General features: G+C 67.3%; 23 protein-coding genes and 1 pseudogene. 15 read left to right on the top strand and 9 right to left on the bottom strand.

The genetic code is table 11. From position 1 onward, the window contains the following. Positions 1-384: 384 nt before the first annotated feature. From NM2_RS04060 to NM2_RS04070, 3 genes are all read left to right on the top strand, one after another. On the top strand, positions 385-1,500 hold the full coding sequence (locus tag NM2_RS04060; protein ID WP_067664345.1) for a PLP-dependent cysteine synthase family protein: 1,116 nt from the start codon (positions 385-387) through the stop codon (positions 1,498-1,500). 210 nt (positions 1,501-1,710) lie between these two features. Beyond that, positions 1,711-3,510 carry a 2-isopropylmalate synthase gene (gene leuA / locus NM2_RS04065; RefSeq protein ID WP_067664225.1) on the top strand — a complete coding sequence of 600 codons (1,800 nt, stop codon included), beginning with the start codon at positions 1,711-1,713 and terminating at the stop codon, positions 3,508-3,510. A 204-nt stretch (positions 3,511-3,714) separates the two neighbouring features. Continuing rightward, positions 3,715-5,775, top strand: a complete 2,061-nt coding sequence (locus NM2_RS04070; protein WP_439956832.1) for a MinD/ParA family ATP-binding protein — start codon at positions 3,715-3,717, stop codon at positions 5,773-5,775. Positions 5,776-6,566: 791 nt separating this feature from the next. Here NM2_RS04070 and NM2_RS04080 read toward each other — a convergent pair. Next, positions 6,567-7,529: a LysR family transcriptional regulator gene (locus tag NM2_RS04080; RefSeq protein ID WP_157120875.1), complete on the bottom strand. Its 963-nt coding sequence runs from the start codon at positions 7,527-7,529 to the stop codon at positions 6,567-6,569. Positions 7,530-7,622: 93 nt separating this feature from the next. Between NM2_RS04080 and NM2_RS04085 the strand changes: the two genes are divergently transcribed. The 4 genes from NM2_RS04085 (at position 7,623) to NM2_RS04105 (ending at position 12,885) form a co-directional block, all read left to right on the top strand. After that, positions 7,623-8,630 (top strand): EamA family transporter, encoded by a 1,008-nt coding sequence (locus NM2_RS04085; protein ID WP_084530470.1) that lies wholly within the window; start codon positions 7,623-7,625, stop codon positions 8,628-8,630. 148 nt (positions 8,631-8,778) lie between these two features. Then, positions 8,779-10,536, top strand: a complete 1,758-nt coding sequence (locus tag NM2_RS04090; RefSeq protein ID WP_067664229.1) for a hydroxysqualene dehydroxylase — start codon at positions 8,779-8,781, stop codon at positions 10,534-10,536. Between the two features lie 314 nt (positions 10,537-10,850). Beyond that, a complete protein-coding gene (locus tag NM2_RS04100) occupies positions 10,851-12,071 on the top strand; it encodes a Mur ligase family protein (protein ID WP_067664348.1) in 1,221 nt (406 codons plus the stop codon). A 103-nt stretch (positions 12,072-12,174) separates the two neighbouring features. Beyond that, positions 12,175-12,885: a type 1 glutamine amidotransferase gene (locus NM2_RS04105; RefSeq protein WP_067664233.1), complete on the top strand. Its 711-nt coding sequence runs from the start codon at positions 12,175-12,177 to the stop codon at positions 12,883-12,885. Between the two features lie 3 nt (positions 12,886-12,888). On the opposite strand, the gene NM2_RS04110 is transcribed toward NM2_RS04105, so the two are convergent. Together NM2_RS04110 and NM2_RS04115 are read right to left on the bottom strand one after the other, a co-directional pair. After that, complete coding sequence (locus NM2_RS04110) at positions 12,889-13,263, bottom strand: type II toxin-antitoxin system VapC family toxin (protein ID WP_067664236.1); 375 nt, start codon at positions 13,261-13,263, stop codon at positions 12,889-12,891. Beyond that, complete coding sequence (locus tag NM2_RS04115) at positions 13,260-13,517, bottom strand: type II toxin-antitoxin system Phd/YefM family antitoxin (protein ID WP_067664237.1); 258 nt, start codon at positions 13,515-13,517, stop codon at positions 13,260-13,262. The genes NM2_RS04110 and NM2_RS04115 overlap by 4 nt, the downstream gene beginning before the upstream one ends. A 138-nt stretch (positions 13,518-13,655) precedes the next feature. Between NM2_RS04115 and NM2_RS04120 the strand changes: the two genes are divergently transcribed. Beyond that, complete coding sequence (locus NM2_RS04120) at positions 13,656-15,287, top strand: GMC oxidoreductase (RefSeq protein ID WP_067664350.1); 1,632 nt, start codon at positions 13,656-13,658, stop codon at positions 15,285-15,287. Positions 15,288-15,348: 61 nt separating this feature from the next. Beyond that, positions 15,349-16,128, top strand: a complete 780-nt coding sequence (locus NM2_RS04125; RefSeq protein ID WP_084530460.1) for an ion transporter — start codon at positions 15,349-15,351, stop codon at positions 16,126-16,128. Between the two features lie 36 nt (positions 16,129-16,164). Here NM2_RS04125 and NM2_RS04130 read toward each other — a convergent pair whose 3' ends face one another. The 4 genes from NM2_RS04130 to NM2_RS04145 all read right to left on the bottom strand — a co-directional run bounded on the left by NM2_RS04130 (position 16,165) and on the right by NM2_RS04145 (position 18,873). Next, positions 16,165-17,376, bottom strand: a complete 1,212-nt coding sequence (locus NM2_RS04130; protein ID WP_067664354.1) for a low temperature requirement protein A — start codon at positions 17,374-17,376, stop codon at positions 16,165-16,167. A 61-nt stretch (positions 17,377-17,437) separates the two neighbouring features. Further along, positions 17,438-17,896, bottom strand: a complete 459-nt coding sequence (locus tag NM2_RS04135) for an SRPBCC family protein (protein WP_067664239.1) — start codon at positions 17,894-17,896, stop codon at positions 17,438-17,440. A 202-nt stretch (positions 17,897-18,098) separates the two neighbouring features. Further along, entirely contained in the window at positions 18,099-18,281 is a 183-nt protein-coding gene (locus NM2_RS04140; RefSeq protein ID WP_067664241.1) for a DUF1918 domain-containing protein, read from the bottom strand. Positions 18,282-18,387: 106 nt separating this feature from the next. After that, complete coding sequence (locus NM2_RS04145) at positions 18,388-18,873, bottom strand: MarR family winged helix-turn-helix transcriptional regulator (protein ID WP_067664243.1); 486 nt, start codon at positions 18,871-18,873, stop codon at positions 18,388-18,390. 353 nt (positions 18,874-19,226) lie between these two features. On the opposite strand from NM2_RS04145, the gene NM2_RS04150 reads away from it, so the two are divergent. The 4 genes and pseudogenes from NM2_RS04150 to NM2_RS47175 form a co-directional block, all read left to right on the top strand. Further along, a complete protein-coding gene (locus NM2_RS04150) occupies positions 19,227-20,492 on the top strand; it encodes an aspartate kinase (RefSeq protein WP_067664245.1) in 1,266 nt (421 codons plus the stop codon). Positions 20,493-20,494: 2 nt separating this feature from the next. Further along, the gene (locus tag NM2_RS04155; RefSeq protein ID WP_067664247.1) at positions 20,495-21,529 is read left to right on the top strand and encodes an aspartate-semialdehyde dehydrogenase; all 1,035 of its coding nucleotides are present in this window, start codon (positions 20,495-20,497) and stop codon (positions 21,527-21,529) included. A gap of 154 nt (positions 21,530-21,683) precedes the next feature. After that, positions 21,684-21,956 (top strand): type II toxin-antitoxin system Phd/YefM family antitoxin, encoded by a 273-nt coding sequence (locus NM2_RS04160; RefSeq protein ID WP_218025847.1) that lies wholly within the window; start codon positions 21,684-21,686, stop codon positions 21,954-21,956. A gap of 4 nt (positions 21,957-21,960) precedes the next feature. Continuing rightward, positions 21,961-22,143, top strand: a pseudogene (locus NM2_RS47175) (Txe/YoeB family addiction module toxin); the annotation flags it as partial. 54 nt (positions 22,144-22,197) lie between these two features. Here the strand turns inward: NM2_RS47175 and NM2_RS04165 are convergent. Further along, entirely contained in the window at positions 22,198-22,788 is a 591-nt protein-coding gene (locus NM2_RS04165) for a TetR/AcrR family transcriptional regulator (protein WP_067664251.1), read from the bottom strand. Positions 22,789-22,878: 90 nt separating this feature from the next. Between NM2_RS04165 and NM2_RS04170 the strand changes: the two genes are divergently transcribed. Next, positions 22,879-23,298 (top strand): nuclear transport factor 2 family protein, encoded by a 420-nt coding sequence (locus tag NM2_RS04170; RefSeq protein ID WP_084530462.1) that lies wholly within the window; start codon positions 22,879-22,881, stop codon positions 23,296-23,298. Between the two features lie 37 nt (positions 23,299-23,335). Here NM2_RS04170 and NM2_RS04175 read toward each other — a convergent pair whose 3' ends face one another. Continuing rightward, entirely contained in the window at positions 23,336-24,679 is a 1,344-nt protein-coding gene (locus NM2_RS04175) for a serine hydrolase domain-containing protein (RefSeq protein WP_067664253.1), read from the bottom strand. Positions 24,680-25,127: 448 nt separating this feature from the next. Here NM2_RS04175 and NM2_RS04185 point away from each other — a divergent pair, with 448 nt between their 5' ends. Next, positions 25,128-26,570: an ATP-binding protein gene (locus NM2_RS04185; protein ID WP_067664257.1), complete on the top strand. Its 1,443-nt coding sequence runs from the start codon at positions 25,128-25,130 to the stop codon at positions 26,568-26,570. The last annotated feature ends 2 nt before the right edge of the window (positions 26,571-26,572 follow it).

Below are 26,572 nucleotides of genomic sequence, written 5' to 3' on the forward strand. Positions count from 1 at the left end.
CTGCGTTCCCCGCTCTGTCAGCCGGAATCGGCCCGGGCCGCGGCCTTTGGTGTTGGTGTTGTCGGGTGCGGGTGGGCCTGGGTTGTCCCTGGACTTCGCCTCCACGGCTCAGTGGCTTCGCGCCTCCGCTCCGGTCAGTCCAGAATCGACTCGGGCCGCGGCCTTTGGTGTTGGTGTTGTCCGGGGTGGGCGGGCCTGGGTTGTTCCTGGGTTCCTTCTGCACTGCTCTGTGGCTGTGCTTCCCGTTCTGTCGGCCGGAATCGACTCGGGCCGCGGCTCCGGGGTCCGCGTTCTCGGGTGTGGGCGGAACTCGGGTGATTCCGCGCCGCGGTGTCGGCGAGGATTCGCTGTGTAATGTCGCAGGTATTCAGCCTGGAGGTGCTTATGACGACGTCCGCGGACCTCAACATGGTCGATGTCAATCGTTACGATCCCGAACGTCGGCGCTGGCTGGCCGAGGCTGTGGCGAAGGTTCGCGCCGATGCGCGGCGGTCCTCCGATACGCATCTGCTGCGGGTGCCGCTGCCCGCGCTGCCCGGGGTTGATCTGTATCTCAAGGACGAGTCCACCCATCCGACCGGGTCGCTCAAACATCGGCTGGCGCGGTCGCTGTTCCTGCACGCGCTGTGCAGCGGCTGGATCCGCCCGGACCGGCCGGTGATCGAGGCCTCCAGCGGTTCTACCGCGCTGTCCGAGGCCTACTTCGCGCGGCTGATCGGGGTGCCCTTCATCGCCGTGATGGCCCGGGGGACCAGCCGGGAAAAGGTGCGGTTGATCGAATTCCACGGTGGTACATGCCATTTCGTCGACAGCGCGAATGCCGTCTACGAGGTCGCCGCACGGCTGGCCCGGGAGAGCGGCGGGCACTACATGGACCAGTTCACCTATGCCGAGCGGGCCACCGACTGGCGCGGCAACAACAACATCGCCGAATCCATCTTCGATCAGATGGCTCAGGAACGTTTCCCGGATCCGGCCTGGGTGGTCGCGACGGCGGGCACCGGCGGCACCTCGGCCACAATCGCCCGCTACATCCGCTACACCGGCCGCTCGACCGGTCTGTGCGTGGCCGATCCGGACAACTCGGCCTTCCTCCCGGGCTGGCGCGACGACGACCCCCAGGTCACCACGGAGATCTGCTCGCGCATCGAGGGCATCGGCCGCCAGCGCGTGGAACCCAGTTTCGTCGCCTCGGCCATCGACCGGATGATCCACGTCCCCGACGGCGCCGCCATCGCGGCGATCCACGTGCTCGAGGAGGTGATCGGCCGCAAGGCCGGCGCGTCCACCGGAACCGGGCTGTGGGCGGCGTTCCACATCATGTCCGAGATGGCGCGCGAGGGTCGCGAGGGCAGCGTCGTCGGCCTGATCTGTGATCCCGGCGACCGCTATATCGACAAGTACTACGCCGCGGACTGGCTCGCCGCCCAGGACATCGATATAGAGCCCTACCAGGCGCGATTACGCGATTTCCTCGCCTCGGGCGAATTGACCGGTTGACCAGGTCGCGGCGATTCGCCGGGTGGTACGAAGCCCGACCTGCCTACACCGGGTGGTCAGCTCCCTGTAGACTTCCCACATCATGCAGCGGGCACTCCTCCTCGGCCGCCGCGACGGGGTCTGAACGGACCGGCTCCCGTCGCGGGGTTCAGCTGTGCCGGTCGACCCATTTACCTGGGATACACCAACCCACACTTCACGGAGAATTGCATGCCATCCGCTGACGCCTTCGTAATGCGCACAATCACCGCGCCGACCAAACCCGCCCCGGCCGACCAGCCCGCGTGGAATCAACAGAAGACCTCCTCGATGCCGGCGTTCCGGTATCGGCCCTTCGCCGAGGAGGTCGAGCCGATCACGCTGCCCGACCGGACCTGGCCGAACAAGGTCATCGACCGCGCGCCCGGCTGGTGCGCGGTGGATCTGCGCGACGGCAACCAGGCGCTCATCGATCCGATGAGCCCGGCCCGCAAGCGGCGCATGTTCGATCTGCTCGTGCGGATGGGTTACAAGGAGATCGAGGTCGGCTTCCCGTCGGCGAGCCAGACCGATTTCGACTTCGTCCGGGAGATCATCGAGGAGAACGCGATCCCCGACGATGTCACCATCCAGGTGCTGACCCAGTGCCGCCCCGAGCTGATCGAGCGCACCTTCGAGGCGTGCCGCGGCGCGGCCAACGTGATCGTGCACTTCTACAACTCGACCTCGATCCTGCAGCGCCGGGTCGTCTTCCGCGCCGATCGCGCGGCCGTGCAGAAGATCGCCACCGACGCGGCCACCCTGGTCAAGCAGATCGAGCAGAACTACCCGGACACCAACTGGCGTTACGAATACAGCCCCGAGTCCTACACCGGCACCGAGCTGGAGTACGCCAAGCAGGTGTGCGACGCGGTCTCGGAGATCATCGCGCCCACCCCGGACAAGCCGCTGATCGTCAACCTGCCCGCGACCGTGGAAATGGCGACCCCGAACGTCTACGCCGATTCGATCGAGTGGATGAGCCGCAACCTCGCCCGTCGCGATTCGATCGTGCTGTCCCTGCATCCGCACAACGACCGCGGCACCGGCGTGGCCGCCGCCGAGCTGGGCTATATGGCCGGTGCGGATCGCATCGAGGGCTGTCTGTTCGGCAACGGTGAGCGCACCGGCAACGTCTGCCTGGTCACGCTGGGGATGAACATGTTCTCCCGCGGCGTCGACCCGCAGATCGACTTCTCCAGCATCGATGAGATCCGCCGCACGGTCGAGTACTGCAATCAGCTGCCGGTGCACGAGCGTCATCCGTACGGCGGCGACCTGGTGTACACCGCGTTCTCCGGCAGCCATCAGGACGCGATCAACAAGGGTCTGGACGCGATGAAGGCCACGGCGGACGCCGCGGGCTCGGATGTCGCCGACATCACCTGGGAGGTCCCGTACCTGCCGATCGACCCGAAGGACGTCGGGCGCACCTACGAGGCCGTGATCCGGGTCAACTCGCAGTCCGGCAAGGGCGGTGTGGCCTACATCATGAAGACCGATCACGGTCTGGCGCTGCCGCGGCGGCTGCAGATCGAGTTCTCCCAGGCGATCCAGAAGATCACCGACGGTGAGGGCGGCGAGGTCAGCCCGAAGGAGATGTGGGACGTCTTCGCCGAGGAGTACCTGAACCCGATCCTGCCGCTGGAGCGGATGCGGCAGAAGGTCACCGCCGCCGAGACCGACACCGGGACGGATTCCATTTCGGCGGTGGTCAAGGTGGACGGCGTCGAACACGAGATCGCCGGTGCGGGCAACGGTCCGCTGGCGGCCTTCGTCGACGCGCTGGCCACGATCGGTTACGACGTGCGGGTGCTGGACTACTCCGAGCACGCCATGTCCTCCGGTGACGACGCGCAGGCCGCGGCGTATGTGGAATGCGCGATGGGGGATTCGGTGAGCTGGGGCGTGGGTATCGCCACCTCCATCACCACGGCGACGCTGCGAGCGGTCGTCTCGGCGGTCAACCGGTCGCTGCGCGAGCGGAAGTAGGTCGCGCGGAACCGCGTGTCGGGCACCGGTTCCGGCGCGTCGCGGCAGTTGTCGTACGGGGAGTTGTCCACATGTGGACAACTCCCCGTCGTATCGGGTGCACAGCGGCTCTGTGGCACTACGAGCATCCGCACAGCGTGCTAGCGTTGAACAGCATCAGCGCCGAGCTCACTGCTCGAAAACTCCCGAGCAGATGGGGGATACGTGACGACAAACGACAACTCGAACTCACCGGCTTGGCTGCAAGGCCAAGGCACCGATACAGCTACCGAGCAGGACGACCCGCAGACAGCATCGGCGCACGAGGACGCGAAGGCGGACGAACCCGCCGTGAGCGCCGATACCGGATCCGAGCCGGGCGACCACGATTCGGCATCTGACCAGGAGCAGGCATCGGGTATCTTCCCGCCGGTACCGGATTCCCTGGATGAGCACCAGCCCTTCCCGACGGGCCCGCAGCCCGGCCCGGACGGGCAGTTCGCTCCGGAGCAGCACTTCGGCTCGGAGACACACCAATTCGCTCCCGGGCCGCCGTTCGGCCAGGAACAGCAGGGGCCGTTCGCGCCTCCGGGCGCGCCGCCGCAGATGGGCGGGTTCCCTCCGCCGCAGATGCACTACGGCCCACCGGGAGGCGGGCAGTTCCCGCCCGAGCCCGGTTTCGCGCCGCCTGGCAACTTTTCGGCACCCGAGCAAGGCGGCCCGTTCGCGCCGACCGGCGGTCCGGGCGAGCCCACTTCGTTCGCGCCGCCGAACTTCGCGGCGCCGCAGCACCAGCCCTTCCCCGAGGCGCCGCCGCACAACTTCACCGAGCCGCCCGCGCCGAATTACGGTGAGGTGCGCCAGGAAACGCCGTACGGCGACGTGCGTCAGGAGATCGGCAGCGACGGCATGGTTCGCCGGACGTTCGACGACGAGCCGCAGGGGCCCGAGCCTGCCGGGCAGGAGCCGCCGCAGTTCGGTCAGGAGCCGCAGAGCTGGGCTCCGCCGCCACCGCCGCAGCCGCAGATGTATCAGCCGCCGCAGCAGCAACAGTTCCCGCCGCAGCAGCAGGTCCCCAGTTGGCAGAGCAATCCGCCCAGCCAGCCGAATCATCCTGTGCAGCAACAACATCAGCCGCAGCAGCAGGGATTCCAGCCGCAGCCGATGCCGCAACTCGGTCAGCTGGGCCCGGGTGGTCAGTCGGTCAACGATCTGAACCTGCTCAAGCGGGCCCGGCGCTCGCCGCGCGGCGGTTGGCGTCGCGCGGTGCACAAGATGTCCGGCGGTGCGATCAACCCGGGTGAATCCTCGGCGGACGTCCTGTTCCGCGAGCTCACCGAGCGGGTCAATCAGCCGGTGCGCGGTGACTATCGGATCGCGATCCTGTCGCTGAAGGGCGGCGTCGGAAAGACCACGACCACAGTCGGTTTGGGTTCCACCTTCGCCTCGGTGCGCGGTGACCGAGTCATCGCCATCGACGCCAACCCGGACCTCGGCACGCTCGCGCACCGGGTGCCGCGCCAGACCCGGTCCACGGTGCGCAATCTGCTCGAGGATCAGCGCATCAGCCGCTACTCGGATGTGCGGGCGCATACCTCCCAGGCACCGAGCCGTCTGGAAGTGCTTGCCAGCGAACAAGATCCGGCCGTGTCGGAGGCGTTCAGCGAGGCGGACTACCGGCGCGCGATCAATATCCTGCAGCAGTTCTACAACATCATCCTGACCGACTGCGGTACCGGTCTGATGCACTCGGCGATGTCCGGTGTGCTGGATATGGCGAGTTCACTGATCCTGGTGACCTCCCCTGCGATCGACGGCGCGCGCAGCGCCTCGGCCACGCTCGACTGGCTCGAGCACCACGGCTACAACAAGCTGGTGGAGCGAACCGTGGTGGTGGTCAACGCCTCTCGCCGCGGCGCCTCCACGGTCGACCTCGATCAGCTGCGCAAACTGTTCCTCGACCGCACCCGCGCGGTCCAGGTGGTGCCGTTCGACGATCACCTCGCCGAGGGTGCGGAGATCGATCTGGAACTCGTCAGCAAGCCGACCCGGATGGCACTACTCGAACTGGCCGCCATGGTCGCCGACGATTTCGCCTTCAACATCCCGACCACCGGCTTCCAGCCCGTCCAATCCCAGTACCCGGGCCCGCAGAACCCCCCGTACCCCGGCCCGCCGACCGGCCAGTACGGCATCCCGGACCAGTACGGCATCCCGGACCAGTACGGCATGCCGGACCAATACGGCCGCGACCAGTACTCAGGCCGCGACCAGTACCCCCGCTGATCTCCCGCCCGGCACCGTAGCCCACACCACTCGGGTGAGCTACGGTGCCGCACAAGCGGTTACGGCTGCCGAGCACGCAACCAGCACCTCAGCTGACCCTGCGCGGCACCGCATCTTGCCCTGATTGCACCGGTTGTGGTGTAGTGCATGCGGTTACGGCCTGCCGAGCACTTAACCATCACCTCAGCTGACCCTGCGCGGCACCGCATCTTGCCCCGATCGGACTGGTTGTGGTGTAGCGCATGCGGTTACGACATGCGGAGCATGCAACGCCGCATTCGGTTGCCCTCACGCCGCAATCGGATCATGCGTGCACAATCCTGGGCAGCCCATATTCTCAGCGAGAATCCACTTGTGCCGCAATCGGATCCAACCGTGCGCATTCCGTCGGGGGGCCGTGCCGATGACTTCTCACGTCGTCGCGAATACGCGCGGCGAGTTGGCTGCGAACACGATCAGCTGTTCCGAAGTAGCTGTGGTACAGGACTTTTCATCCTGCCATCGCGTCATATTTGCTCGCGCACACCATATTTGGAGTGGTACCGGTGGCGAAGACTACTGCCGATGAGGTTCGCGCGGTACTGGGGTTTGTCATCTTCGGCCCGGGTGCGATCGCGTTGGGAATAGCGATGCTGGGGCAAACCGACCAATGTGGCAGCGTGCAGATGCAGGCGGGAGACCGCTGTGTAACCGGCGGCATGACCCGGTCCGCCGATGAGCAGCGCTCGCACAACGCTGGCATGGATGGGTTCCGATCGGGGTCGGAACACTGGTTACGGGTGGTGTTGTGCTCAACGGGGTTCAACGCCTTCGTCGGCGTGAGCAGACGCCGCAGTCGGAGGTTCTGTCCGGCGATTGATCGCTGCGCCTACCTCGCTGGCGGCGGTGCGGAAGGCCGCGAGGACGGTGGCCGTCGCGGGGATGTGCGCGGCGTGTGGGCGGGTGGCGAGGTCGTAGATGCGTCCGGCGCGGACGCCGGACAGGCGCAGGACCGCGAGGGCGGGGTGGCGGACGGCGTGGCGCGGGATGAGGGCTATGCCGTGGCCTGCCGCGACGAGCTGCTCGATGACGCCGAAGTCGTTGAGTCGCTGGGCAATTCGTGGTTGTACGCCGGTGACGGTGGCGATCGTGCGCAGGACGTCGTCGACGGGGAAACCGCCGCGGACGCTCAGCCAGGTCTCGTCGGCGAGCTCGTCGGCGGTGACCGACTCGCGGCCTGCCAGTCGGTGTCCGGGGGCGACGGCGATATCGATCGGCTCGCGCATCAGCGCCTCGGCGTGCACCCGCGGTCCGGAGACCGACGGCGCGTGCTCGTCGCGGTGGGTCAGCACCACGTCGTAGTCGGCGAGCAGGCGGGGCACCGCCGTGGGCGGCACGTCCTCGTCGCTGGCCGCGAGGGTCACCCCGGTTCCCGCCAGGGCGGTGAGTATTCGCGGCAGCAGGAGGGCGGCCCCGGACGGGAACAACGCGACTCGGACCCGCCCGTGCGACGCGCCGCGGTACAGGGCCATCTCCGCGGTCGCGCGGTCCATGGCGGCCAGTACCTCGTCGGCGCGGACGACCAGCGCGTGCCCGGCGTCGGTCAGTCGCACCCGTCGTCCGTCCGGTTCCAGCAGCGGCACACCTGCCTCGCGGGCCAGCACCTTCAACTGCTGCGACACCGCCGACGGCGTCATCGACAGGGCCTCGGCCACACCCGCGACCGTGCCCCGGTCGGCGAGTTCCCGCAGGATCCGCAGCCGATCGACGGACAGCGGGACAGAATTCGACATAGTTAAGTTCTACTACAGTATTGATGCACAAATATTCGATTGTACTTACTTATGGTCACGCTCATCCTGGACGACGTGAGTTACCGTGATCGCCTGTTGGGCCTGGCTGTCGTGCTGCTGTGGGGATTGAACTTTCTGGCGCTGCACATCGGGGTCGAGCACCTTCCGCCGCTGTTCTTCGCCGGGCTGCGGTTCGTCGTCATCGCCGTTCCGGTCATCGTGCTGGTGCCGCGCCCGCGCGTGCCGCTGCGGTGGTTGCTGCTGTACGGACTGGGGTTCGGGGTGGCGCAGTTCGCCTTCCTGTTCACCGCGATGCGGGCGGGCATGCCGACCGGGCTGGCCTCGCTGGTGTTGCAGTCCTCGGCGCCGTTCACGGTTCTGCTGGGGTCGCTGTTCCTGCGTGAAAGGCTCAGGGCCATACAGATTCTCGGCCTCGTCGCGGCGGTGGCGGGGATGGCGCTGATCGGCTGGGACCGTGCGCGTTACGCGCCGGTGCTGCCGGTCCTGCTGACCTTGGCCGGAGGTCTGGGCTGGGCATTCGGCAATATCGGCTCGCGGCTGGCCGCCGCGGGCGGTGAGTCCGGGCGCAAGGCCGACCCGCTGCATCTGACCCTGTGGGTGGCCGTCGTGCCGCCGATCCCGCTGTTCGCCATGTCGCTGCTGGTCGAGGGGCCGAGTTCGGGTTCGCGCGCCTTGCTGGCTTCGTTCTCGGGCACCGGCTGGCCCGCACTGGCGGCGCTCGCTTATACGGCCATACTCGCGACGGTCGTCGGCTCGGGTCTGTGGACCTATCTCATGAGCCGCTATCCGGCGGGTGCGGTCGCACCGCTGTCGCTGATGGTTCCGGTGGTGGGCATCGCCTCTTCCTGGCTCTTCCTCGGCGAACGCCCCACTGCGTTGTCGCTGGTCGGAGGCTTGATCGTGATCGGCGGCGCATTCGCGGCCACGGCGAGCGGTCGGTCCCGTTTCAGCGCATCACGAGCCGTCGCCGATGCGAGAACGACCGATGAGACGCAGGCTTCTCGTGAGCGGCAGCTCGGGAGTGAGGTGCCCGTCTCTTGTGATTTGCGCGCTGCTGGGTGATGGGTGCGCTGCCGGATGACGTGGTGGTGCGTGTTGCGGGGTGATGCGATGCTCCGGCTATCAGGGGTGTGATCGGTAATCCGGTGCCTTTGCGCGCGCCGAGCGGTGCGACCGCTTACAGTGTTGCGCGGCGTGGAGGTCCGGAACGATGGTTGAGCAGTACGGGAAGGTCTCGCGGAGAACAGTTCTTCGCGGGACGGCCGTGGCGGGTGCGTTGACGGCGAGTGCGCTGAGTGTGCGGGCGGTGCCCGCGGCGGCGGCGAGCGGGCGGCGGGTCGCGGTGTTCGGCGGCGGGGTGGCCGGTATGACGGCGGCGCACGAACTGGCCGAGCGTGGGTTCGAGGTCACCGTGTACGAGCCGCGGGCGTTGGGCGGCAAGGCCCGCAGTATCGCGGTGCCCGGCAGCGCGCGCGGTGGACGTCCGGACCTGCCGGGGGAGCACGGATTCCGGTTCTTTCCCGGGTTCTATCACCACATTCCGGATACGATGCGGCGAATTCCGTTCCCGGGCAACACGAATGGCGTCTGGGACAATCTCGTCGCGGCATCCGAGGCACGTTTCTCGCGCAGCACCGGGCCGGACACCATCGTGCCGATGAGCCCCAGCAAGGCGTGGTCGAATCCGGACGACTTCCGCCAGACCCTCTCCTCGGTGATCGCGACGTCGGCGAAGATGCCGATGACCGACGCGGCCTTCTTCGCCGAACGACTGCTGGTCTTCATGACCAGCTGCGATGCCCGGCGGATGGGCCGGTGGGAGAACGTATCCTGGCGTGATTTCATTGGTGCGCAACAGCATTCGCCGGAATTCCGGGTGCTGATGTCCCGCACGCTGACCACGCTGCTGGTCGCCGCGAAGGACGATCGCGCCAGCACGCGCACGATCGGCTCGATGGGTGAGCAGTTCCTGGGCAATCCGCTCCTGATCGGTGACGACGGACCGCTGGACCGGCTGCTGAACGGCCCCACCTCGCAGGTCTGGATCGAGCCGTGGACGCGGCGGCTGCGTGAGCTCGGCGTCCGGTTCGTGACCGCGCGGCTGCGTCGGCTCGAGGTGCGTGATCGCCGGATCTCCGGAGCGCGGGTGGCCGATGCGGTGGGACGTGAAAGTGCCGTCGCGGCAGACCATTTCGTCATGGCGGTGCCCGCGGATGTGGCCCGTCAGCTGTGGACGCCCGATATCCTCGCGGTGCGACCGGAATTGGCGGCGATGAACCGGCTGGTGGTCGACTGGATGTCCGGAATCCAGTTCTACCTGCGCCGGCCGACGCGAATCGCCCGCGGCCACGTCGCGTACGTCGACTCGCCGTGGTCGCTGACCTCCATCGCGCAGAACCAGTTCTGGTCGCGCACACCGCTTTCCGGCTTCGGTGACGGAACGGTCCAGGACTGCCTGTCGGTGGACGTGTCGAACTGGAACACCCCAGGCATCCTGTACGGCAAACCGGCCCGCGAATGCACCCACGAGGAGGTCGCCCGGGAGGTCTGGGCCCAGATCCAGGCGCATCTGGGCGGTAAGACGGCGCTGCCCGACGCGGATCTGCATTCGTGGTTCCTGGACTCCGGCGTGACCTGGGACCCAGCGCGCCAACGCAATACGAACGCCGACCCGCTGCTGATCAACACCGTCGGCTCCTGGTCCGCCCGGCCGGAACCGCACGGCGCGCTGGAAAACCTGTTCCTCGCAGGCGATTACGTCCGCACCACGATCGACCTGGCCACCATGGAGGGCGCCTGCGAATCCGCCCGCCGCGCGGTGAACGCCCTGCTGGACACCGTCGGCTCGAACACCACGCGCTGCAAGCTCTTTCCCCTCTATCGTGCCCCCGAACTCGAACCCCTCCGCCAACTCGACGCCGCCCGCTACGCCGCAGGTCGCCCCAACTCCTTCGACACCCGGGCCTGATCCCCGGCGTGCTCGGCTCGGACGCCTGCTCACGCGATGACCTGTGCCGGAATTCGCATGCACGCGGGCCCGGCGTTGTCGGCGGCGGAGCAGTCGCGCGGACCGCTCGGCTTCGGGCACCTTCACGCGCCGAGTCCGCCACCGCCGGGCACGCTGCTGCAACCGTGCGGCAGGTTTGCCGGCTCGACTCTGCCGTGCGGCGACGGATCGCCCGGTCACAGCGAACTGTGATCCACGTCCCCCGGTCCGATGCCGCGCCCGGGAGGTGCGACCGGGCCGCCTGGCAATAAACTCGCGGGGTGGCAGACATCTCGATGCGCGGACGGGTCGCGTTGCGTGCGGCGGCGGCTGCGGCCTGGGCCTCGCAGCGGGCCGGGCGCGGCAAGGGGTCGATGATCGGCGGGCTGATCGCCCTGCGCATCGATCCGACGATCATGACGCAGCTGGGGCGCGACCGGCGCACGGTGCTGGTGACCGGCACCAATGGCAAATCGACCACGACCCGGATGACCGCCGCGGCGCTGGGTGCGCTGGGGCCGGTGGCCACGCAGGCGGACGGCGCGAACATGGATGCGGGCATCGTGGCCGCGCTCAACGCGCACCGGGACGCGTCGGTCGCGGCCATCGAGGTGGACGAGCTGCATCTTCCGCATGTGAGCGACGCGCTGAATCCCGCCGCTGTGGTGCTGCTGAATCTGAGCCGCGATCAGCTGGACCGGGTCGGCGAGATCAACATGATCGAACGCAAGCTGCGCGCCGGCATGGCCCGGCATCCCGACGCGGTCCTCATCGCCAACTGCGACGACGTACTGATCACCTCGATCGCCTACGACCACCCGAATGTGGTGTGGGTGGCCGCGGGCAGCGGCTGGGCGGTCGACGCGAGCAGTTGTCCGCGCAGTGGTGAGCCGATCGTCTGGGAGGGTGTGCACTGGCGCAGCACCGGCGCGGATTTCCGTCGTCCCGAGCCGGACTGGTGGGTGGACGAGGAACATCTGCACGGTCCCGACGGGGTGAAAATCCCTCTGCACCTTGCCCTTCCGGGCCGGGCCAATCGCGGTAACGCCGCGCAGGCGGTGGCCGCGGCGGTGGCGCTGGGCGTCGCGCCGGAGGCCGCTGCCGATGCCACCGCGACGGTGCGCGAGATCGCGGGCCGCTACCGCACCGTGCAGGTCGGCGACCACACCGCTCGCCTGCTGCTGGCCAAGAATCCGGCGGGCTGGCAGGAGGCGTTGTCCATGATCGACCCTGCCGCAACGGGTTTGGTGATCGCGGTGAACGGCCAGGTGCCCGACGGCGAGGATCTGTCCTGGCTGTGGGACGTGCGATTCGAACATTTCGAGGGCACGCAGGTGGTGGGCGCCGGAGAGCGCGCCACCGATCTGGCGGTGCGCCTGACCTACGCGGGCGTCGAGCACACGACGGTGCCGAATCCGTTGCGCGCCATAACTTCCTGCCCGCCGGGACAGGTCGAGGTACTCGCCAACTACACGGCGTTCCGCGATCTGAACCGCGATCTGGAGGCCCGGTCGTGAGTGAGCCGGTCATCGACACAGCGCACGACGCAGCCGAGTGCCGACGCGGCGCGGGCGCGGGCGTGATCGCGCAGACCTGGGAATCGCTGGGAGGATACCGCGCATGAGCGAGTCGACCGTACGGATCGGGCTGGTGCTGCCCGACGTGATGGGCACCTACGGCGACGGCGGCAACGCGGTCGTGCTGCGGCAGCGGCTGCGGATGCGCGGATACGACGCCGAGATCGTCGAGATCACGCTGAACGACCCGGTCCCGGACTCCCTGGACGTCTATCTGCTCGGCGGTGCGGAGGATTCCGCGCAGCGGCTGGCCACCCGACACCTGCAGCGTTATCCGGGCATGCGGCAGGCGGCCGAGCGCGGTACGCCGGTGCTGGCGATCTGCGCGGCCATCCAGGTGCTGGGCCACTGGTACGAGACCTCCGGCGGCGAACGCGTCGACGGCGTCGGCATGTTCGACGTCACCACCGCGCCCCAGGCCGAGCGCGCGATCGGCGAGGTGGCAACCACCCCGCTGCTCCCCGGCCTGTCCGAACCGCTCACCGGATTCGAAAACCATCGCGGCGGAACAACTCTGGGCCCCGACGCGGCCGGCCTGGCCCGCGTCACCCGCGGCGTCGGCAACGGCGTCGGCGACGGCCTGGAGGGCGTCGTGCAGGGCTCGGTCATCGGCACCTACATGCACGGCCCCGCCCTGGCCCGCAACCCCGAACTCGCCGACCACCTCCTGCGGCGGGCGCTCGGCGTGGACGAGCTCGCCCCGCTGGATCTCCCCGAGGTCGATCAGCTCCGCCGAGAACGCCTGCGCGCCTAGGGATTACATGGCAAGAATCGGCACGTCGTACTTCTGGCAGAACGGGTCACGAGTGACCAGCGTCAGTTGCTCGCATTGCGCCTGAGCGATGAGTATCCGGTCGAACGGGTCCCGGTGGAATAGTGGGAGTCGACCTGCGGTTATGGCGTGCCGCGCATCGATGGACAGCGATACGAATCCGCTGTCTCGGATCAGCTCGGGAAGATCCGGTGGCCCGGTCAGTTTGCCGATGGTCTGTTTGATCGCCACTTCCCACACGGTTGCGGAGCTGACATACACGTCGGGGTCGGTATCGAGTCGATTCTTGACCTCGTCGGGTAGTTCCGAGTCGTCATTCAGCCACCACAGCACGACATGCGTGTCGAGCAGCAGGCTCACGACGGCATTCCGAAATCGCGCGCAATCTCGGCGTTGGTCTCCTCGGAGTCCCAGTCCTCACTGAGCGTCAGCTTGCCGCGTAGCGATCCTCGGCCGGTCCGATTGACCTTTCGGATCAGCGGGACCACCTTCGCCACGGGATGGCCGGCTCGGCTGATAACGATCTCCTCGCCGTGCTCCACCCGGTCGATGATGCGCGACAGATGAGTCTTCGCCTCGTGGATATTGAATTGCTCTGCTGCGTTGCCAGCCATGACACCTCCTTAGCTAAGAGGTTAGTCCATTACGGCTGATGGTGCCAGATGTCAAGGCCGGGAAGATCGTTCAGTTGAGGCAAGCTCTCCGAGCGGGTAATCTCGCGCGCGGCCATGCGTGATGAGGGAGGTGGCCGCGTGTACAGGCGTGCGTTCATGAAGGCTGCGGGTGCGGCGATGCTGCTCGGTGCGGCGGGCTCTGCCACCGCGGGCGTGAGTGGTTCCACTCGCGCATCCGCCGGGCCGATATGGGACGACCTGTTCCGAGTTTGGGTGTCGGAAATCTTTGCGCCGCTTCCCGATCCGCCGGATCACACCGAGGCGATCATCGTCGGGTCCGGCTTCGGCGCGTCGATCACCGCGCTGCGCCTGGCGCAGGCCGGGATCGCCAACACCGTGCTCGAGCGCGGATCGCGCTGGCCCAACGATCCGCACCGGGAGATCTTCACCGGCGACGACCTGCCCGACGGGCGTGGTTTCTGGCATCGCACCGAATTCACCGGGGTGACCAAGGTGCCGATGTATTTCTCGGACTTCGGCGGCGTGCTCGACGTGACCTCCTTCGACGGCATCGACGTGTGGCGCGGTGCGGCGGTCGGCGGCGGTTCGGTGGTGTACACCGGCGCGATGATCGAGCCCGAACGTCGCTTCTTCGATCACATCTTCGGTGGCACAGTCGCTTTCGACGAAATGGACCGGGTCTACTATCCGCGGGTGCGGCAGATGCTGCGGCTGGACACGATGCCCGCCGATATCTACAACTCCGCGCCGTTCACCCATTCGCGATGCTGGGATGCCCAGGCGCGCAAGGCCGGATACGCCCCGCGACGCAACGACTCGGTGTTCAACTGGGAGGTCGTGCGCGCCGAATTGGCCGGGCGGTCGAGGCCGTCGGCGACCGCGGCCCGCAGCAATCTGGGCAACTCCAACGGCGCGAAGTTCGATCTCAATCAGAACTATCTGAAATTCGCGCAGGCATCGGGCAAGTCGAAGGTCTTCGCCGGACATCGGGTCGAGTCCATCGCCCAGGAATCCGGCGGCCGCTATGCGGTGACCGTGACCAAGATCGACCCGACCGGCGCGGTCCTGCGCAGACGTACCCTCACCTGCAATCGGCTGTTCCTGGGCGCGGGTTCGGTGGGCACCTCCGAACTGCTGGTGCGCGCTCAGGCCACCGGCACGCTGCCGCACCTGAACGAGCATGTGGGCGACGGCTGGGGCACCAACGGCGATGTGGTGCTCGCGCGCGGCGAGAGCTCACTGTGCGGCCTGGGCCAGGGCGTGCCCAGCGCCAGCCGCATCTTCGACGAATCCGGGATGCCGCTGAGCCTGGAGAGCTGGTTCATCCCGGGCATTCCGGTGGAGACCGGCGCACTGGCCTCCCTCGGCATGGTCCTGGATCCGACCCGGGCCCGCTTCGGTTACGACCGGGCTCGCGACGCGGTCGGGCTGCGCTGGCCGCGGCAGGCGCGGGACCAGGTCACCGCGGCCGCCCGCGCGGTCGATCACCGCATCGCCGAACGCGGCGGCTCGATGGTCGAGTACACCGCGCTGGGTTACGACGCGAACGCCGTGTTCACCGCGCACCCGCTCGGCGGCGCGGTGCTGGGCCGGGCCACCGACAACTACGGCCGGGTGATCGGCCACCCCGGCCTGTACGTCATGGACGGCGCGGCGGTTCCGGGCAGCACCGGCACGGTGAACCCGTCGCTGACCATATCGGCGCTGGCCGAACGCAATATCGAGAACATCATTCGCGCAGGTCACTGATCCCTCAGACGCCGACGGGTTAGTCTCGGCGGGATCAGTTCGCCGCCAGAAGGGGTCCGTCGTGCCGAAGAACACCGTCGTGTCGGCGCAGGAATATCCACGCAAACCACCGGTTCTGTGGACCGATTACCTCATGCTCGTCGTGGCGCTGCTCTCGGCGGCGCTGATCTGCTGGGTGGACATCATCCCGGTGCCGCATCCGGCGCAGCAGCCGATCGTCATCGTGGAGTACGCGACGTGTGGAATCTTCGGCCTGGAGTTCCTGTGGCGCTGGCGACGCGAGGACTGGTCCTGGAACTATCCGTTCCTCTACTGGTACGAGGTCCTGTGCCTGATCCCCGCTGCCGCAACGTATTTCGCCGATTCCCATGTGGTGCGGATCGTGGTGCTGCTGGTCCGGCTGCTGCGCGTGGCCGATCGCGCACTCGGCGACCGGGTCACCGTGGCGATCGTGAACCGGTCGATCAACACGATCGTGGAGGCGATCAAGCGTCCGGTGACGATGGCGGTGCTCGAAGAGGTCTCCGAGGTGCTGCGCGTGGGCCAGTACACCCGCAACATCGCCTCGGCCCTGGAGGAGAACCGCGCCGAACTGGACGAGATGATCCTGGATCTGATCCAGAAGGATCCGGCGCTGGGCCGGATGCGCTATCTGCCCTTCCACGAGGACATCATCCGCGGTATCGCCAGCACCAGTTTCCGCATCGTGTTCCAGGTGCTGGCCGATCCGCGCACCGACGAGCTGGTGGGAGATGTGTTGCGCGAGAACGTCCATCAGATGCGTCGCGCGGTGCTCGAGGGCGTCCGCGTCGAGGAGGCGGTGGACAACAAGCCGCAGTAGGGATTTCGGCCCCGCGACGGTAGCGGGGCCGGATGTTCAGTGCTGCGCGGCGTGCCGGACCTGTTCGCGTGGTTCCGCGTAACGCACTGTCTCCCAAGCGATCAGCGCACCCAGCGCCACGCACAGCAGCGCGAGCGCGGCCATCGCGGGCAGTATCGAGGCCAGCGGAATCAGTGCGAGCAGGACCACCGCCGCGACCAGCCGCGGCCACAGCACGACCCCCGTCGCGTAGTGCCGGAATCCGGCCAGCGCGAGCAGATAGCCGACCGCGCCGCCGTAGAGGGCGAACAGCGGAATCCCGTGCAGCGCATCGTGCAACGTGTGTTCCTCCGCGCCCCCGACGTACTCGAGCACGTTCTTCAGGCCCAGCGACATCGCGATGATCGCGACGACCATCGGGAAATGCCAGTAGGTGTAGCAGTTCCGGGCGATCTTGATCTGCCGTGCGCCGCTCGCGCGGGCCAGGTGCTCCTCTACCACGGCCGCGCCGACGTCGAAGTACGCCCACCACAGCAGACCCGAAACGGCAAGTCCCAGAATCGATCCCACCGTGATCGGCCAGGAGATCGGCAGTCCGGCCACGCCGAGCCCGATGGAGACGACCGATTCACCCAGCGCGATGATGACGATCAGGCCGTGCCGCTCGGCGAAGTGCGAGGTCGAGTTGACCCGCCATTCGTTGCCGGAGAACAGCGTCCAGGCCATGTCACCGGCGACGGCCGCGATCCACAGCCACAGCTGCGCGGTCCCGTGGTTGACCGCGGCGATGATCAGCAGTGTGGTGCCGATCGTGATCGACCCGACCGCCCAGCGCGTCACCTGGCCGCGCAGTTGCGGATCCCGCGCGCTGGCACACCAGAACATCACCAGGTGCACCAGCCGGATGAACAGATATGCCAGGGCGAACACCAGCGGCCCGAACCAGCCGCCGGGCATGTCGTCGAACGCCTCGGGGATGGTGATGGCCACGATCAGCGCCGCGCCCATCGCCCCGAACATCGCCAGCCGGGCGATGCCCTCGTCGGCCTTCACGACGTTGCCGAGCCAGGCGTAGGCGATCCACACCCACCACATGACCGCCAGCACCAGGAAGGCGCGCAGCATGTTCAGCGCGGTGGTCTCGTGCGCGGCCAGATCGTCCACCTGGGTGAAGGCGAAGACCAGCACCAGGTCGAAGAACAGCTCCAGCTGCGTCACCGAGGACTGTTCCGTCACGGCCTGCATCCGGGATCGTTTGCCACGAATCATGAACACCATCGTGACAGGCCGTCGGCCGCGTCGCCCGGACCGGGAACGAGGTCGGGAGAACTCAGCTCACCTCGTAGTTCTCCCCGAACTGGTACTTCTCGATGAACTCGATGAGGTTCTGTACCGCTTCCTCGTTCACCTTGGCCAAACTGCGTTTCATCAGGATGCCCGGAACCGGAATCGGCAGATAGACCTCGGAGTGATACCAGACCTCGGTGCCCTCGGGGGACTGCTCGAGTTCGAACCAGCCCTTCCCGCCGCCGCCCGCACCGCTCTCGACCACCTTCCACGAGATGCGTTCGGCGGTGCAGTCGTACTCCAGCACTTGGCGGTCGGAATTTCCGATCGGGCTCACCGTGGCGTAGACACGCTGCGGGCGTCCGTACGCGTCATGGGTTGCCACGCGCACGTCCTTGTGCGAGGGAGACCACTCGGGGATCCGCTCGACTGCGAGCAGGGCCTCCATCACTTGGTCTGGATCGACATCGACGATGAATCGGTGGTCGGTCTTCGTGCGCATAGTGTTGCCCTCCACCCCCCGAAATACTCGCACGATTGTCTCCGTGGTCACACGCGGTCGTCAACCGTCGCGGGGGGTTCCTGAGTGTGCAGACCGTCCAGTATGTACAGCTCGCTATCGAGCCGCCGGGAGCGTTCGCCACTCCCGTCGGCTCGATCGGTGTTGCGTCCCGGCGGCGCGGCGCGGGACGCGCGAATCCGGCTCAGCGGTGCTGAACGACCCAGTCGGGGCCGGGGAACACCAGGCTCTCGTGGCCGTCGTCGAATCGGACCATGTACGGCGGCGCGCCGTCCTCCCCGCGCACCTCGAGGATTTCGCCCATGTGATCCGGCATCCCGACCGTGTGGCTGTGCACAGATAATCGATCTCCGACATTTGCCTGCATGATGCGAATTATCCGTCCGACGTGATGAACGTCACAAGGTTTATGAATGTTTCAGATTTGCCCGATCGCCTGGGATATAACACCGTCGGGTACTTCTCGCTCGTGTCTAGCCCGCTTCTCGCAGCATCGCCGTCACTCGCAGGGACGTGTCGTGCAGCCGATTGAACAGGCCCAGTATCAATTCCACTTGTTCGGCGCTGTAATCGCCCACGAGCCTGCCGAACTCGCGGGCCAGCGGCTCGTAGAGCCGGGAAATCTCGGCGGTGCGATCCTCGGTCAGGGAGATGATCACCCGGCGGCGATCCTGTTCGTCGTGATCGCGGGTGACGAAGTCGCTCTTGATCAGTCGGTCGATCATCCGGGTGACCGCGCCGGTGGTCAGGCCGGTGCGGGCGGCGAGTTCGCCGGGTGTGGCGGGACCGCCCGTGCGTAACAGGTTGATGCAGCGCAGATCGGTGACGTGCAGTCCCAGCCGGTCGGCCACGGCCTGATGCAGCATCACCGCGTCGGTGGCGTTGCGCTGTGCGGCGATGGTGAGTTGCCGCCCCAGGTCCGTCAGATCGGTGGATGCCGCGGCGGCACGTCGTGTCATCGGTGCTGTGCTCCGTCTCGTCGTCGGATGTGCTCGTTCCCGGGTTCCCGGACAGCCTAGCTTCACCGATTCATCATCTTGCTTGTGCAACTGTTGTCCGAGACAGTTACTGACTGAATCGCCTATCGGAGGGGCTTCGATATCCGTCGATCACCCAGGTGCGATTGCTCACTTCCCCGGGTGGCCCGCGGGCACGGAAGGGGCGCGCTAGTGAAGGGCTGACCGCCCGATTTGCCGCCCGGACGGCCTCTTCGCCGCTGGCCCGAATCGAGGTGTCCCGTCAACTTTCGGCCGCGAGTCGGTACTGTGGGGTGCTGTTAACAAGCAAGTAAGTCGATTTTGGAGGATCCCTCGTGGCTCTCGTCGTCCAAAAGTACGGAGGATCCTCGGTGGCCACCGCCGAGCGCATCCGGCGCGTCGCTGAGCGGATCGTCGAGACGAAGAAGCAGGGCCACGACGTGGTCGTGGTCTGCTCGGCGATGGGCGATACCACCGATGAGTTGATGGATCTGGCCCAGCAGGTCTCGCCCGCCGCACCGCTGCGCGAAATGGACATGCTGCTGACCTCGGGTGAGCGCATCTCGAATGCGCTGGTGGCCATGGCGATTCATTCGCTGGGCGCGGAGGCGCGCTCGTTCACCGGCTCGCAGGCGGGCGTCATCACGACCGGTGCGCACGGTAAGGCCAAGATCATCGACGTGACCCCGTCGCGGCTGCGCGAGGCCCTCGACGAGGGCACGATCGTGCTGGTCGCCGGATTCCAGGGCGTATCCCAGGACAGCAAGGACGTGACCACGCTCGGCCGGGGCGGCTCGGACACCACCGCGGTCGCGCTGGCCGCGGCGCTCGACGCCGACGTGTGCGAGATCTACACCGACGTGGACGGCGTGTTCACCGCCGACCCGCGGATCGTCGCCGACGCGCAGCGCCTGGAACAGGTCTCCTACGAGGAGATGCTGGAGATGGCGGCCTGCGGTTCCAAAGTGCTGATGCTGCGGTGCGTGGAGTACGCGCGCAGTTACAACGTGCCCGTGCATGTGCGCTCGTCCTACACCGACAAGCCGGGCACCTACGTTTACGGATCGATGGAGGACATCCCCTTGGAGCAAGCAATCCTCACCGGCGTCGCGCACGACCGCAGCGAGGCCAAGGTGACCGTCGTCGGCCTACCGGACGAGCCGGGCTACGCCGCCAAGGTGTTCCGCGCGATCTCCGACGCCGAGATCAACATCGATATGGTGCTGCAGAACATCTCGAAGGTGGAGACCGGCAAGACCGACATCACCTTCACCCTGCCCAAGACCGACAGCGCCCGCGCGGTGGAGATGCTGACCAACCGGCAGAGCGAGATCGGCTTCTCCCAGGTCCTCTACGACGATCACATCGGCAAGGTGTCGCTGGTCGGCGCGGGCATGAAGAGCCACCCGGGCGTCACCGCGACGTTCTGCGAGGCGCTCGCGGACGCCGGGATCAACATCGATCTGATCTCCACCTCGGAGATCCGCATCTCGGTGCTGGTCCGCGACAACGAACTGGACGAGGCCGTGCAGGTGCTGCACCGGGCCTTCGATCTCGGCGGCGACGAGGTCGCGGTCGTGCACGCGGGGACGGGGCGGTAATCATGGGTGTACGCGTGGGTGTGGTCGGCGCGACCGGGCAGGTCGGCGCCGTCATGCGAAAACTGTTGCAGGAGCGGAACTTTCCCGCCGACGAGGTGCGGTTCTTCGCGTCCTCGCGGTCGGCGGGCAAGAAGCTGCCGTGGCGCGACGGCGAGATCGTGGTCGAGGACACCGAGACCGCCGATCCCAGCGGCCTGGACATCGCGCTGTTCTCGGCCGGTGCGACCATGTCGCGGGTGCAGGCGCCGCGGTTCGCCGCGGCCGGGGTGACCGTCATCGACAACTCCTCGGCGTGGCGCAAGGACCCCGAGGTGCCGCTGGTGGTCAGCGAGGTCAACCCGGAGCAGACCCGCAATCTGGTCAAGGGCATCATCGCCAACCCCAACTGCACCACCATGGCCGCGATGCCGGTGCTCAAGCCGCTGCACGACGCGGCGGGCCTGCGGCGCCTGATCGTGTCCAGCTATCAGGCCGTGTCCGGCAGCGGGCTGGCCGGTGTGGACGAGCTGGCCTCGCAGGCGCGCGCGGTGATCGATGACGTCGAGAAGTTGACCCACGACGGTTCGGCCGTGGAGTTCCCCGCGCCGGACAAGTACGTCGCGCCGATCGCCTTCAACGTGCTGCCGCTGGCCGGTTCGCTGGTGGACGACGGTTCCGGGGAGACCGACGAGGATCAGAAGCTGCGCAACGAGAGCCGCAAGATCCTCGGCCTGCCCGAACTGCTGGTGAGCGGCACGTGCGTGCGCGTCCCGGTCTTCACCGGTCACTCGCTGTCGATCAATGCCGAGTTCGCCCGGTCGCTTCCGGTCGAGGAGGCCCGCAAACTCCTGGCCGACGCCCCCGGCGTCCGGCTCGTCGACGTCCCCACCCCGTTGCAGGCCGCCGGCGTCGACGAGTCCCTCGTCGGCCGCATCCGCCAGGACCCGGGCGTCCCGGACGGCCGCGGCCTGGCCCTGTTCGTCTCCGGCGACAACCTCCGAAAGGGCGCGGCCCTCAACACGATTCAGATCGCCGAGGTCCTGCTCGCCGACCGCTGAGCCGATCGTCCGGAACGGGTCGTTCGCATTCCTGCCGGGAATCGAACGGCCCGTTCGGCATTCACCGGGTGGATGTGCGTGTCGGCTGGGCGGCGGAGGCCTCGACCCAGGGCAGGGCCTGTTTCCCCTCCGGGCGCTGCGTCAGGAGTACCGTGTGCGTACTGCCGAAGGGGGTAACATGGAACCTGCAATCACTGCTTCCGAAGCGCGCAAAGGCCTACTTCCACTGGTGAAGCAGGCTGATGAGGATCGCGACACGATCGAGATCATGTCCGAAGCAGGCAACGCGGTGTTGATGTCCGAAGAGGAACACGACTCTTCGATGACCACGGTGGAGCTGTTGAGCGGTCCGGGTGGTGCTCGGCTGCGTCGGTCCATTCGAGAGTTGGAGTCGGGGCACGGTATCGAGCGTGAGTTGATCGAATGAGAGACGTCTTCTTGGAGAAGGCAAACCGATACTGGCGGACCCGTTCGAGGGTATCGGCAAGCCGGAGCCATTGAAGCACGATCTCGCGGGCTACTGGTCTCGCCGGATAATTCAGGAGCACCGTCTCGTGTATCGGGTTGTGGGCGAAGAGCTTTGGATAGCAAAGGTCGGCACGCACTTCGAATGATCAGGTGAATCGGTGACCGGATGCGCCGCTGAGCGCGTCCGGTCACCCGTGCGTTCAGCGGGGGCGTAGGCCGTCGAAGAGGACGGCGAAGGTGCGGCGGCGTTGTTCGGCGTTGGCGCCGGTGGTGTGGGTGGACAGGAAGCCGCCCTTGAGGATTCGCATGAGGTCGTCGATGTCGATGTCCGTGCGGGTCGCGCCGGCGGATTGGGCGCGGCGTAGCAGGACGTCGATGGCTGCGAGCAGTTCGACTGTGGGGCCCGGGTTTTCGAGGCTCTCGTGGCCGCCGACGGCCTCGGCGAGATCGCGTTTGACCCCGCCCTCGACGACCATCAGGTCGAGGTAGTCGAAGAAGGCGCGGCCGGGATCCTCGGCGTCGGCCAGGTCGCGGGCCTGGGCGACCATCCGCTCGACGCGATCCAGCATCGCCGCGTGGAACAGCGCCTCCTTGGTGGGGAAGTGCCGATAGACCGTGCCGGGGCCGACCCCGGCGCGCCGGGCGATCTCGTCCAGCGGGACCGAGATGCCCTCGGCGGCGAAGGCGGCCTGGGCGGCGGCCAGTACGCGTTCACGGTTGCGTCGGGCGTCGGCCCGCAGTGCGCGGCCCGTCCCGGAGGTCGTGGGCGCATTCGCCTGTGTTTCGGTCACGGCGCGATTCTACCCGGAACACCATTGACAAACGGGGCGTGCGTTCCGGATTATAAGCGGGGCATACGTTCCGATTATTCAGGGGTAATCATGGCAGTAGATCAGGAGATCACACCACGCGCGCTGGTCGAGCGGTTGTTCATCGGGCTCGGCACGCCCGATGCCGACGCGTTCGCCGACGCACTGGCCCCGGACGCGGTGTTCGAAATCCCGTGGACCGCGCCCGGCTGGCCCGAACGGCTCGAGGGCCGGGAAGCGATTCGCGAACATCTCGCCCAGCGCTGGGCGGGGTTGTCCCGCATCCAAGTCCACGGGGTCCATCCCGAGGTGTACGAGACCTCGGACCCGGAATTGTTCTTCGTGGAGAACGAGGTCGACATGACCCGGCCCGACGGTGTGCGCTCGCGCGGCCGGACCTCGGTCAACGCGGTTCGCGTGCGAGACGGGCAGATCGTGCTGTTCCGCGACTACATGGACACCGGGCGTCTGGCGGCGCTGGTCGAGGGATGAGGCGCGCCGCCCTGTCCGGCCGTGCCGGGCAGGGCGGTCAGCGGATGCCAGGCGTGCGCGGATCGGGTCCCAGGCAGACCAGGATCACGCAGCCGGGCGGCGCGTCGGAGAACGGCGGCGTGAGCGGAGTTCGCAAGCAGGACAGCACATTACAGCTCGGATAGGCGTCAGGTCCGATGCCGAACAGGGCCAGGGTGATATTCGGATCGAAGTACGAGCGCGGATCCAGCAGCAGCGGCGGCTCGACGTACGGTCCGGGATCGCGGATCGGCGGACGGACGAACGCGGCGAGCAGCTTGCGGAAGAACTCGTGGGACAGCTCGCCCATGTTCTGCAGCATTCCGGACGGCCCCTCGGTGCTGTGATTGCCGAACGCTCCGGTCCACTCCACCGTCAGATCCAGGCTCGGAACGACGAACACGTTCTGCAATCCGATCCCGGACATCTGATAGCTGCCCGCGGGCAGGAACTTCGGTACCTCCGCGCATCCGGGACCGACCCAGAACAGATATCCGTAGCAGTGATTGGTCGCCGAGGGCCGCCGCGCGGCGTGCAGATAGTTCGAGGAGACGATCTGCCGGCCTCCCCATTTGCCCCAATTGCTCAGCAGCAGGCCGAATTTGGCCAGATCGTCGGGCGGAATCAGCAGGTGCGCATAGCCGTAGGTGTGTCCGGAACGATCCCGCGCCCAGTAGTAGTCGCCGCGCGCGATGCCCAGCGGGTCGAACAACTCGCGCTGGGCGAACCGCTGCAGCGGCTCGTGCACGGCCAGTTCCACGACATAGGACAGCAGATCGACGTTGCGCTGGCTGTAGGCGAACGCGGTGCCGGGCGGATTGTCGAATGGGACGCCCAGCGCCTGCACCGCGCTGTCGGGATCGATGGGGATGACGCCGGTGACGCCCTCGTTCACCGCGCCCACGTGCAGTCCGGAGGTCTCGGTGAGCAGATCGGTGACCGTGATCGAGCGATGTTCCGCATCGCCCAGCCCCGGCGGCAGATAGCGGCCGATGGGTGCGGTCAGGTCGAGTTCGCCTTTGTCCGAGGCGATTCCGGCGATCAGCGAGACCACGCTCTTGGTGACGCTCCAGACGTTCCACGGCGTTGCGCCCGTCCGGTCGTCGGCCGGGCCGGCGCCGACGCGGCAGTTGTGCCGAAAGACCTGGACGTTCAATCGGTTTCGGCTCATGGCGAAGGCGAGCGCGTCGGCGAGGCGGGCCGGATCGAATCCGGCCTGTGCGGGGGTGGCGCTCGGGAAGGCCCGCCCGGAGCTCACCCCGCAGTGAAGTTCGGTATCGGTCGTCGCGCGGGCGTATCCGGGCGTCACACCGATCGTCGCCAGGATCGCAATCGTCGCAAACCACCCCAGAATGCGGCACATGGGTGTGAGGCTAGCGCCTGGTCGGCGACCCGGCGCGAAGATGAAACGCGCACAGTCGAAATCGATACCTAATGTGCCGAACGACCGATTCGCCGCCGGGCATGTGGCCCGGAAACGCAGAACGCCGCCGGATCTCGTGAATCCAGCGGCGTTCGTTCTGCAGCACTACTGCAACGGTTTCGCGAACGCCACGCCAGCCCCGCGAACCAGGGTGCCGATGCCCAACATGCGCCTCTCGGCGAGTGGTCGCTCGTAGCGACAAAAGGTGCGGCCCGGGGCTGTCCCGGCATCGGCAATATCAGTCAACCGCGAGCGGCCGGGATCTATTCCGGGTTCGGGACTGTGAGCTAGCGCATAGTGCAGTAGGGCGACCGATCAGGCATAACGCCTGGTCATGCCCTGGTGCGACGGGATAGCATCGCAGGAGTCTGCCGAGCGAGGGGGAGTTGTGACCGACGATCCGGTTCTGAGCGAAATGCTGCGCATACTCGACACCGACCCGGAACTGCTACCGGTGCGGATCCGGGTGATCGAGTTGCTCGCGGACCGGTCCCGGCACGCCGAGGCGCTGCCGCACTGCGCGTCGGCCCTCGGTCTCGATCCCGGCAATGCCAAGGTGCTCGAACTGCTGCAACGCTGTACCGCCGCGCTCGCCGCGGGTGCGGGTGCGCCGACGACGCAATCCGGGCAAGCCTCCGCCGCCTCGCCGGGCGGTGCCGCGGACCGTGCGGGTAGCACCGCGGACGAGCCGGGGAGTGCCGCGAGCCAGGCCGACAGGGCGGCGGGGCGAACCGGTAGCGCCGCGAGCGAGACGGGTGCGAACGAGACGGGCGCCGAGGAGACCGCGCCGGATCCGGATGCGAACCCGCCCGCCCATTTCGACTGGGCTGCCGCCGAGCGCGAGGTCGGTGACATCATCGCTCCGGCGTTCGTCGACGACGCCCGGCAGTTCGACGGTGAGCTGTCCCTGAACGAGGATGGTGAGCCGGTCGCCCATGCCGAGGGGGATGTCGGGCTGTTCGAGCGGCCGAGCGTCGCGCTGGCCGATGTCGGCGGGATGGAGAACGTCAAACAGCAGCTCGAGCTGTCCCTGCTGGGGCCGCTGCGCAATCCCGAGCTGGCCAAGGCATTCGGCACCAGCGCGCGCGGCGGGCTGCTGCTGTACGGGCCGCCGGGCTGCGGGAAGACGTTCATCGCCGCGGCGGTCGCCGGTGAGCTGGGCGCGAATTTCTATCCGATCGAGATCGCCGACATCCTGGACATCTACACCGGTTCGAGCGAACGCAATCTGCATCAGGTCTTCGAGGTCGCCCGCCGCAACGCGCCGTGCGTGCTGTTCATCGACGAGGTGGATGCGCTGGGGCACAAGCGAAGTCAGATGTCGGGTTCGGCGACCATGCGCACGGTGGTGAATCAGCTTCTCACCGAGATGGATTCGGCCACCGCCGACAACGAGGGCGTCTATCTGCTCGGCGCGACCAACCATCCGTGGGATATCGACGTCGCGCTGCGCCGCCCCGGACGTTTCGACCGGATGATCCTGGTGACCCTGCCCGATCGCGAGGCGCGCCGCGCGATTCTGCGGCACCACCTGAAGGATCGCCCGGTCAGCGGCATCGATCTGGCCGCGATCGCCAAGCGCACCGACGGTTTCTCCGGCGCTGATCTGGCGCACGTGTGCACCTCGGCGACCCAGCTGGCCATGGCCGATTCGATGCGCACCGGGAACGTCCGGCCGGTCGCCATGCGCGATATCGACGCTGCGCTCGCGCAGGTCAAGCCGAGTGCGGGCGCCTGGTTCGAATCCGCCCGCAACGTAGTGGAATTCGCCAACAACGACGGCACCTACGACGAGCTGGCCAAGTACATGCGCGAGAAGAAGCTGCGGTGAGC

It is taken from the genome of Nocardia miyunensis NBRC 108239 (assembly GCF_001613065.1).
In the GTDB taxonomy this organism is placed as follows: Bacteria; Actinomycetota; Actinomycetes; order Mycobacteriales; family Mycobacteriaceae; genus Nocardia; species Nocardia miyunensis.

Coding starts and splice junctions, on each gene's coding strand:
- NM2_RS04175 (WP_067664253.1), bottom strand. CDS start 24,679: ATGTGCCGCATTCTGGGGTGGTTTGCGACGATTGCGATCCTGGCGACG.
- leuA (WP_067664225.1), top strand. CDS start 1,711: ATGCCATCCGCTGACGCCTTCGTAATGCGCACAATCACCGCGCCGACC.
- NM2_RS04140 (WP_067664241.1), bottom strand. CDS start 18,281: ATGCAGGCAAATGTCGGAGATCGATTATCTGTGCACAGCCACACGGTC.
- NM2_RS04170 (WP_084530462.1), top strand. CDS start 22,879: ATGGCAGTAGATCAGGAGATCACACCACGCGCGCTGGTCGAGCGGTTG.
- NM2_RS04115 (WP_067664237.1), bottom strand. CDS start 13,517: ATGGCTGGCAACGCAGCAGAGCAATTCAATATCCACGAGGCGAAGACT.
- NM2_RS04100 (WP_067664348.1), top strand. CDS start 10,851: ATGCGCGGACGGGTCGCGTTGCGTGCGGCGGCGGCTGCGGCCTGGGCC.
- NM2_RS04135 (WP_067664239.1), bottom strand. CDS start 17,896: ATGCGCACGAAGACCGACCACCGATTCATCGTCGATGTCGATCCAGAC.
- NM2_RS04060 (WP_067664345.1), top strand. CDS start 385: ATGACGACGTCCGCGGACCTCAACATGGTCGATGTCAATCGTTACGAT.
- NM2_RS04105 (WP_067664233.1), top strand. CDS start 12,175: ATGAGCGAGTCGACCGTACGGATCGGGCTGGTGCTGCCCGACGTGATG.
- NM2_RS04155 (WP_067664247.1), top strand. CDS start 20,495: ATGGGTGTACGCGTGGGTGTGGTCGGCGCGACCGGGCAGGTCGGCGCC.
- NM2_RS04090 (WP_067664229.1), top strand. CDS start 8,779: ATGGTTGAGCAGTACGGGAAGGTCTCGCGGAGAACAGTTCTTCGCGGG.
- NM2_RS04145 (WP_067664243.1), bottom strand. CDS start 18,873: ATGACACGACGTGCCGCCGCGGCATCCACCGATCTGACGGACCTGGGG.
- NM2_RS04130 (WP_067664354.1), bottom strand. CDS start 17,376: ATGATTCGTGGCAAACGATCCCGGATGCAGGCCGTGACGGAACAGTCC.